Source organism: Terriglobales bacterium, from assembly GCA_035691485.1.
Classification (GTDB): Bacteria; Acidobacteriota; Terriglobia; order Terriglobales; family Acidobacteriaceae; genus JAIQGF01.
In genome coordinates this window covers 39,555-48,198 of the sequence record DASSIZ010000091.1, presented here as the reverse complement: position 1 = coordinate 48,198, position 8,644 = coordinate 39,555, and the positions used below count along the sequence as shown (strand labels likewise).

Genomic DNA, 8,644 nt, shown 5'->3' with positions numbered 1-8,644 from the left:
GCGCGCTTCACCGGCGCCAGCGGTCCCACCAATCGTACGTACTCCTGCATGGTCACGAAGCGGTAACCGCGCGATTTCAGTTCCGGGATCAGCGTCTCGAGCGCGATCACCGTGGTGGATAACTCGTGAAAAGCGAGAATGTGCGTGGAGACGCCCTTCTTCTCGCGCTGTTCGATTTGCTGCAGCACGAATGCGTTCAGCGACGGCCTGGGACAGTTCACCGGGTGCATGCCGGCGCAGAGATAGTCGGCGCTGTTTACGTCGCGCATGGGAAGCGGGTTCTCGGAGGAGATGCTGAGCACGCGATATCCGCGACCTTCCAGTTGGCGGTTGAGAGCGTCCCAGGTGATCCAGTCGGGGGGACGCACGAATTCCGCGCGGTGTCCGGTGACTCCCTTGATCAGGTCCGAGGCGCGGTCCACGTCACCCACGATGCCATCCGGGCCGTGCTGCTTGGCGAACAGCTTGAATTGAACGTGGCTAAAGGTGTGGTCCTCGATCTCGTGGCCGCGACTGAATAAGTCTTTCGCGGCATCGAGGCAGGTTTTGTCCGTCCTGAATTCGTGCGGGTTGCCGTAGGTGTTGGGCAACAGTCGCCAGCCCATGACGAAGAACGTGGCCTTTACCTTTTCGTGATCGAGCAGGGCGAGCAGCCCCGGCGTGGGTGCGTGCCCGGGCTGGGTATAGCCGTACAGTATGTAAGGACGGGGGCCATCGTCGAAGGTGAGCGCGATCAATTTCTGGTCGGCTGCCAAGGCGGCGGTCGCGAAAGAAACCAACAGGACTGCGGCAAAGCACCGCTTCATCGGACCCTCTTTTTTCAGGAACTCTGGATCCGATGTTACTGCGGATGGCGTTTACGTCGTGATGTTTTGCGGCTGACGCCCGTTACCTAGGTTGTACTCCGATCGATGTGCAGCAAGCCTGCCATCTTCGGCTGAACTGCAAACCGGCGCTATTTCGAGTATTGATCGCGCAATTCGATTTGCCGGTCCCAAATCGGCACTTCCCGGCCGTTGATAAAAACATGCTTTACGTCGGTTTTCACATCCAGTGGGTCGCCATTGGCAACCACCACGTTCGCAATCTTGCCGGCGTCGAGCGAACCCAGCTTGTCGGCCATGCCCCAGATTTCGGCGGCATTGATGGTGAGCGCTTTCAGAGCTTCGTCGTAAGGCAGGCCGTACGCCACGGCATATCCAGCGGCATACGGCAGATTGCGTACCTGGTGCGAGTCGTAGGAGGCGAAGGCGATCTTGATGCCGCGTTTCACCAGTTCGGCGGGCAGAGCGTACACCGCGTCATAGCGCTCGTTGTCCTTCGGGAAATCGTAGATGGGGCCAACGATCACCGGTACCTTCAGGCGCGCAATGTAGTCGAGCACCGACCGCGAATGGGTGACGTGGTTCAGCACGAACTTCAGGTGGAACTCGTTGGCGAGCGCGACCGCAGTCTGCAGATCGCTGGGCTCGCTGGCGGCAAGCACGATCGGCTTCTTGCCTTCCAGGTACGGAATCAGCGCTTCCAGTTTCAGGTCGCGCTTGACCGGCTGCACCCCCTTTTCGCCCTTGCGCTTTTCGTAGTCGGCAAGCTTCTGCTGATAATCCAGTGCGTCGGCGAAGGATTGGCGCAGTTGTGCGGCCATGCCCATGCGCGTCGTCGGATAGGTGCCGCGGCCGGTCTGCCAATCCATCTTGCGGCGTTGGCCGCCGCTGAAATTCAACGGCATAGCGATGTCGCGGACCATCAGCATTTCTTCAGCCGACGGCCCGGCTAACTGGATGAACGAGTCCTGGCCGGGGAGGGTGTCCTGCGACGCCGGCGCGACGATCGCGTTGGTGATGCCGTTGACGCGGCTGACAGGAATCAATTCCGACTCGGCGTGGAACGCGTCGGCGACGTGCATGTGGGGCATGATCTCGTCGCTGGTTTCGACCAGGTCGTTGGTCGATTGAACGGCGGAGATCTCGGTGAGCCCGAGGCGGGTTTCTGAATCGATCAGACCGGGATAGACGGTCATGCCGGCGGCGTCGATCAGGCGCGCGTTCGCGGGAATGCGGGTGGATGCCGCGGGCCCGACGGCCACGATCTTGCCGTTCTCGATGACCACGACCCCGTTTTCGATGACGCCATGGGTGATGGTCAGCAGCTTGCCGCCCTTGATCGCTACCACAGCGGCTTCGGTGCGGGTTTCTTTGGCGCGCGAGGGCTGCTGCGCGAACGCCGCCGAAACACAGAGCAGCCCCACCACCAGAGGCGCGACGCAGCGCGGGGAATTGTTCACTGGCGCACCTCCGACGCTTCGGGCGCGTCACCGGACCGGGGTGGCGCGGGCAGGCTTTCCGGCGCCCCGGCAAATTGCGTCAAGCCATAGCCGGGAAGCATGCGGTCGAAGAATAGTTCGCCATCGATGAAGACTTTTTCCGGCACACCGTAGCTGGAGAGCGGGTAGCCGTTCCAGATCACGAGATCGGCATCCTTGCCGATATCAATGGAACCGACGCGGTCGTCTACGCCAATAATCCATGCCGCATTCAGGGTCACCATCTTGATCGCTTCATCTTCAGTCGCGCCGCCGTAGCGCATGGTCTTGGCGGCTTCCACATTCAAGCGGCGGATCTGATCGTCGGAGTCGCTCTTGATGGCAACCCGCACGCCGTGACGCATCAGCAGCACGGCATTCCACGGGGTGGCGTCCCAGGCTTCCTCTTTGAAACCCCACCAATCGGCCCAGGTCGCGACGCCGACATTGTTAGCCGCGATCTTGTCGGCGACTTTGTAAGCCTCCAACGCGTGATGAAACGCGCGCAGCTTGTAGCCGAATTCCTTCGCCATTGCCATCTCGGTCAGGAACTCATCGGCGCGATAACAGTGGATCTGGACGTAGAGCTTGCCGCGCAGCACGTCGGCGAGGGCTTCCAGCTTGAGGTCCCGCTTGGGCTGCTTGGCGTCCTTTTCGCCTTTTTGGAGCTTGGCATTGTAATCGTCCCATTGCCTCATGTAGTCCTGCGCGTCGATCAGCGCCTGCCGTTGCACCGCGAAGTTGCCCATGCGCGTGGAGGGGGTCTGCTGGCGCGCGCCGAATACGCGCTTGGGATTTTCACCGCTGGCGAACTTAATGGAACGCGGCGCATTGGGAAAGAGCAGTTGGTCGCGGCCGAGGCCGTACTTGGTCTTCATGATGACGGCCTGGCCGCCGATCATGTCGGCCGAGCCATGCAGCAGCATGGCGGAGGTGACGCCGCCGGCCAGCGCGCGATAGATCTGCTTGCTGGTGTACTCGAATGCGTCCACCATCATCATCTGCGGAACGATGGGGCTGGTAGCCTCGTTGATGTCGTCATCAAGCGCGATGTGAGAGTGGGCATCGATCAGTCCGGGGGTCACGTATTTACCCCCGGCATCGACCACGGTCGCGCCGGCGGGAACGGCGACGCTCGCCCCGAAGGCCGCGATTTTGCCTTCGTGGATGACAACACTGCCGTTAGGAATGCGGCCGTGGGTCGCAGTCAGCAGCACGGCATTCCTGATCACCAGGTCGCGGGATGGCGGCGGTGCTTGCGCCATCGCTGCGGAAACGAAGAGCAGGATTACGATCCAGGTTTTCGGCGCGCCGTCGGACATGGTCACACTCCGGTGTGATGTGAGCAGCCGCCGATTCTAGGCTGGCGCGAGAACAGCGTCAATTTGCCGATAAGACATCGCAGGGACGAATCTCGCCGAGGCGCTGCAATTTGGTACCTTGATGGCATGCGAGCGGTTGTGCAGCGCGTGACGCGCGCGCGCGTGAAAGTCTCCGGCGAAACGGTCGGCGAGATCGGACTTGGCTTGTTGGTGCTGCTGGGCGTCGCGCGAGACGACACGGAAACCGATGCCGACTACCTTGCCGACAAGATCGTCGGGTTGCGAATTTTTGAGGATGCGGATGGCAAGATGAACCGCGCAGTTGAGGAAGCTGGGGGCGCGGTGCTCACCGTTTCGCAGTTCACCTTGTTGGGCGACGTGCGCCGCGGGAAACGCCCGTCATTCGATGCTGCCGCGCGCCCGGAGCAGGCGGTGCGCCTCTACGAATACCTGGTGGGCGCCATTCGCGCCGCCGGCCTGCGCGTGGAGACCGGAAAATTCCAGGAGATGATGGAGGTCGAACTGGTCAACGACGGCCCGGTAACGATTCTGCTGGATTCGAAAAAGAACTTCTGAGACCAAGGCGGCGGACTGCCAACTTCATTTCGTCGCGTTATTCAAGACCGCGTCTGCCATTGCCGCCGCATCCACCGTTTCCTTGACATCGTGCACCCGCACGACGTGCGCGCCTTTCATAATGCAGAGCACGGCCGCGGCCAGGCTTCCTGCCATGCGCTCGTGAGCGGGTGCAGCGCCTCCGCCGCGCGAGGTTGCCCGGCCGACGAAGGACTTGCGCGAGGGTCCGGCCAGCAGCGGGAACCCGAGCGCGTGGAATTCCTCAAAGCGGGCGAGCAGCGGATAGTTCTCGTCCAAGCGCTTGCCGAAGCCGAAACCGGGATCGAGCACGAGCCGGGCACGCTCGATGCCGGAGCGCAGCGCGGCATTGGCCCTGCCGCCCAGTTCGCGGGATACCATCGCGACCATGTCCTCGACGGGCGGGAGTGTCTTCCATTCGTCCGGGCGCCCGCGGGTGTGCATGAGCACAGCACCACAGCGCAGTTCGGCGATGGCGGCGGGCATGGCCGCGTCCCAATGGAAGCCGCTTACGTCGTTGACGATTTCTGCTCCAGCCTGCACCGCCGCGCGCGCGACACCGGACTTGTAGGTATCGATGGAAATGATGGCGTCGGCCCTGCGTCTCTTTATTTCGCGTATCACCGGCAGCACCCGGCGCAGCTCTTCCTCTTCGGAAACAAACTCGGCCTTGGAGCCCGCCGTGGCTGCGTTCGGGCGCGTCGATTCTCCGCCAACGTCCAGGATGTCAGCGCCCTCCTCCAGCAGGCGAAGAGAGTGCTCCACCGCGGCGAATGTGTCGAAGTAACGCCCGCCGTCGGAAAACGAATCGGGGGTGACATTCAGTACGCCCATGACCAGCGTACGCCCGCCCAGCGCCAGCTGCCGCGAGCCCAGGTCCCAGGTAAAGCGTGGTCGGTTCATGCGCGCTGATTAAACAGGCTTGAGGCGCAAGGCGCAAGGCGCAGCAGCAAGGCATTGCTTTTTCGGCACTGCGGGAAGACTGGTTTGCTTTCTTGATCTGCCGCACCTCCCAAGTTTTTTGGTTTTGCGCCGCAAGTCTGAGACGGAAATTCTTCCATCTTGAGCTGGTCCGCAAAAGTGCTACACTCGACTTGCTACTTCCATGGTGCGTACCCGCAACATCGTTGCCCGCTTTTGCATTCTGTTTCTGCTGGTGCAAGCCGCATTTGCCGCTCCCAAGAAAGAGAAGAAGCCTCCCCACGAATCCAAGACGCTTGCCAGCCGCATCGATAAGATCCTTTCGCAGCCGGATGTGGCTCGCGCTTTTTGGGGCATTGAGGCCGTGGACGTCGCCAGCGGTGAGACCTTGTACACGCTGAACGCCGACAAGCTTTTCACGCCGGCCTCGAACACGAAGCTGTTCACCACCTCAACGGTGCTGGCGCTGATCGGTCCGGATTACAAGTACCGCACCACCGTCGAGACCACGGGCACGCTGGACAAGTACGGTCGGCTGAGCGGCGACGTCGTGCTGGTCGGCCGTGGCGACCCGAACCTGACCGGAGGTGCGCTGGCGTACAACCCGCGGTCGGAGCGGACCGCGCCCCGGGCACGCGCGCTCGAGCAGTTGGCCGATCAACTGGTGCAGCGAGGCGTGAAGTTTGTTGACGGGGACGTGGTCGGAGATGATTCTTACTTTGCCTTTGAGCGCTACGGAGACGGTTGGTCGCAGGAAGACATGCGATATGAGTGGGGGGCGCCGGTTTCAGCGCTCACCATCAACGACAATCTGATCATGGTCACCGTGATGCCGGCCGATCACTCTGGCGACAAGGCGTTCATCAACATCACGCCCTTCCCCGATTATTACCGCTTGGAAAACCGGATCATGACGACTCCGGTGGGGACCGGGCCGCGCAGCATTAACATCGGCCGCGAGCCGGGCTCCAATACGCTCACCCTCTGGGGCAACATGCCGCTGGACGACCCCGGGTTCCGCGAGTCGCTCGCCATTGAGGACCCAGCCGAGTTTACGGCGCAACTCTTTCGCACCATGCTGGAACAGCGCGGCATTGTGGTGTATGGCCGCACTCGCGCCAAACACCTGGAACTGGCAAGCCTTTCGACGTTCAGTGTGACCGCGACCGCGTCGGCGGGCGGCGGCGACATTCCGCGCACCATGCGGCCGATGATTCCGGGACTGGTTCTGGGTGAGTACCAATCCCAGCCCCTACTCTCGGACCTGAGGTTGATCAACAAAATCAGCCAAAACCTGCACGCCGAACTCATGCTGCGGCTGTTGGGGCGGGAGAAAGGCACCGCCGGCACCATCGAAGCGGGTTCGGAAGTCGTGCGCGGCTTCCTGTCGCAGGCCGACATCCGCTCTGACGAGTATGCCTTCTACGATGGTTCGGGGCTGTCGCGGCAGAACCTGGTCACGCCGCACGCGATCGTCAAGCTGCTGGTTTATGACGGCAAGCAGAGTTGGGGACCGCAGTTTGCCGATACGCTCCCGGTAGCGGGCGTGGATGGCTCTCTGACCGAGCGCTTCCGCGGCACGCCGGCGCAGGGAAGAATTCACGGCAAGACGGGGTCGCTGAAGAACGTGAATGCCCTCTCCGGTTACGCGACCACATTGGGAGGACAGCTGATTGCGTTCTCGATTATGGTGAACAATCACAACATCAGCAGCCGCGCGGCGCTGCAGACGATCGACCAGATCGCCAATGAGCTCGTCTCGGAAATCAAGAAAAAATAAAAGTCAGGTGTAGGCGCGGAAAGTCTTGTTGCGTGGAACGCCGGTGCCAGCGGTGTATTCCAGGTGCGCTTGACCGACCGTGAGGGTCACCCGAGTTGAGATCATCCGCTCGCCCTCCAGGCATCGCGTGCAGAGGCATTGGAACTCCGCGATGGTTCCGTCCCGGTGCTCGGCCCGGACCGGAAGCACGTGTCGCACCGAGGTTTGGCAGACCGCGCAGCGCCCGCCTCCGTGCAACTGGTACTGCAATTCCGCATAGGAAAGCAGAAGCCGGTGCTGGCGCTGGGTGAGGTCCTCATCCGAAGTGTCGGCCAGCGCTTGCAGGTATTCCTGCAGGACGTTGTGCGGCATCTGTCTTTTGTGCGACGTTGCCATTCCCGCGCATATTGCACGATGTTGGGCGCTTTGACAATTCCCCTTTGGCCAGCGGCCGTCCGGGTCAGCACAACAGGAATGCGAGCGTGGTGGTATTGGGTGCGACGCGGGAAGGGCACCGCCGCGCTTCCACTGCCAGGCTGAGTTCCGCATCGTCCTTGGTTTTGCGAAAAGGCGACGGCTCCAGGATGAACACCTGTTTCTCGCGGCGCGCCCGGATTCTGCCGGGCGCAAACGGTTGCGGAAATTCCACCGCGTCGGATGCGCCGCAACACAGGTAGAGCGACAAAAGATCGCAGAATTGCAACACGAGCAGAATATTCTCCAGTTCGCCGGTGGAACGTCCGGTCAACGGCTGGAGATGGCAGCGGCGCTTGCCTTCATAGTGCAGGAACGCCTGGATGAGGGCGGAATCTTCCGGGGTATCGATTCTCGCGCCAAGCCGCCCTTCTCCGAGCGCGCAAAAGTGTCGCGAAACCGTGTAGCCTCCGGCCGGGCACACGCTTTCGGCGCGGTCAATCGAAGCCGTCCAGGCGTGCAGGAAGTCCGCCGGCTCGATTTCCAAGAAAGACACCGGCTTCCCGCGCCGGTTGACGATCGGGGCGGGGCCGCTCCTGTCCTCGGAATCGAAGATCGCCCAGCCGGAATCGTGGACCTCGATGGCACGTGCCACGAGCGGATCCACGGTCGGAAATCCGGGTGCCGTCATGCGTGACGCCAGCGCTCCTGCCAGGGCGGCATGGTCGGGCTGCGTCACCAGCCAGTATTCGTTTGCAAGTTGCTTCTGGGTGCGTTCGATGACCTGCCATGCGGGTACACATCCGCCGGCAGAGTTTGGAGCTTCGTCGAGCACCGGGTGGAGGACCACTTTATCTCACGCTTCGGCGGGCGCGCATCGGACGGGCTGCCGCTTTCTCCGGTCCTGAACTATGCGGAGGCTTGCGCATGCCGTCCAGCAGTTCTTTCAGCACGACCGCGTTGTTGTATTCCTGGTTTTTCGAGGCAAACACCAAGGTCAGCTTCTTTCGCTTACGAGCCAAGTCATACAGATCACCTAGCGCCTTTGCGGCCGCCGGTTCAGCCAATTCCTCCAGGTATTTTTTGCGGAAGAGCTGCCACATTGCCGGACGCGCATGAAACCAGCGGCGCAGTTGGTCGGAGGGCGCCAAGTCGCGCAGCCATGCATCGAAGCGCGCCGCCTGCTTGCTCACCCCGCGCGGCCACAACCTGTCCACCAGAATCCGCGCGCCGTCGGAGGACGAGGGCTTGTCGTAGGCGCGCTTGAGGCCGATGGGCATGGCTCTGATATTGTAGCTCTCGGACGCCTCCTGTCAGAGTTCAGCTTGAGGA

The 8,644-nt window shown here is 61.9% G+C and carries 9 protein-coding genes; 2 read left to right on the top strand and 7 right to left on the bottom strand.

The genetic code is table 11. The features are described 5' to 3' along the window. The 3 genes from VFI82_12095 to VFI82_12085 form a co-directional block, all read right to left on the bottom strand. Nucleotides 1-806, bottom strand: an 806-nt coding sequence (locus VFI82_12095) for a polysaccharide deacetylase family protein (protein ID HET7185420.1), incomplete at its 3' end; no start/stop codon positions are given. A 149-nt stretch (nt 807-955) separates the two neighbouring features. Further along, nucleotides 956-2,284 carry an amidohydrolase family protein gene (locus tag VFI82_12090; protein HET7185419.1) on the bottom strand — a complete coding sequence of 443 codons (1,329 nt, stop codon included), beginning with the start codon at nt 2,282-2,284 and terminating at the stop codon, nt 956-958. Continuing rightward, nucleotides 2,281-3,624 carry an amidohydrolase family protein gene (locus tag VFI82_12085; GenBank protein HET7185418.1) on the bottom strand — a complete coding sequence of 448 codons (1,344 nt, stop codon included), beginning with the start codon at nt 3,622-3,624 and terminating at the stop codon, nt 2,281-2,283. The genes VFI82_12090 and VFI82_12085 overlap by 4 nt, the downstream gene beginning before the upstream one ends. A 126-nt stretch (nt 3,625-3,750) precedes the next feature. On the opposite strand from VFI82_12085, the gene dtd reads away from it, so the two are divergent. Then, nucleotides 3,751-4,200: a D-aminoacyl-tRNA deacylase gene (dtd, locus tag VFI82_12080; protein HET7185417.1), complete on the top strand. Its 450-nt coding sequence runs from the start codon at nt 3,751-3,753 to the stop codon at nt 4,198-4,200. 24 nt (nt 4,201-4,224) lie between these two features. Here the strand turns inward: dtd and folP are convergent, their stop codons facing one another. Then, complete coding sequence (gene folP, locus VFI82_12075; protein ID HET7185416.1) at nt 4,225-5,121, bottom strand: dihydropteroate synthase; 897 nt, start codon at nt 5,119-5,121, stop codon at nt 4,225-4,227. Between the two features lie 202 nt (nt 5,122-5,323). Here folP and dacB point away from each other — a divergent pair, with 202 nt between their 5' ends. After that, nucleotides 5,324-6,919, top strand: a complete 1,596-nt coding sequence (gene dacB / locus VFI82_12070; GenBank protein HET7185415.1) for a D-alanyl-D-alanine carboxypeptidase/D-alanyl-D-alanine-endopeptidase — start codon at nt 5,324-5,326, stop codon at nt 6,917-6,919. Nucleotides 6,920-6,922: 3 nt separating this feature from the next. On the opposite strand, the gene VFI82_12065 is transcribed toward dacB, so the two are convergent. The 3 genes from VFI82_12065 to VFI82_12055 form a co-directional block, all read right to left on the bottom strand. Then, on the bottom strand, nt 6,923-7,270 hold the full coding sequence (locus VFI82_12065; GenBank protein ID HET7185414.1) for a hypothetical protein: 348 nt from the start codon (nt 7,268-7,270) through the stop codon (nt 6,923-6,925). 88 nt (nt 7,271-7,358) lie between these two features. After that, nucleotides 7,359-8,162, bottom strand: a complete 804-nt coding sequence (locus VFI82_12060; GenBank protein ID HET7185413.1) for a DUF3891 family protein — start codon at nt 8,160-8,162, stop codon at nt 7,359-7,361. Nucleotide 8,163: 1 nt separating this feature from the next. Further along, a complete protein-coding gene (locus VFI82_12055; GenBank protein HET7185412.1) occupies nt 8,164-8,592 on the bottom strand; it encodes a DUF488 family protein in 429 nt (142 codons plus the stop codon). Nucleotides 8,593-8,644 lie beyond the last annotated feature (52 nt).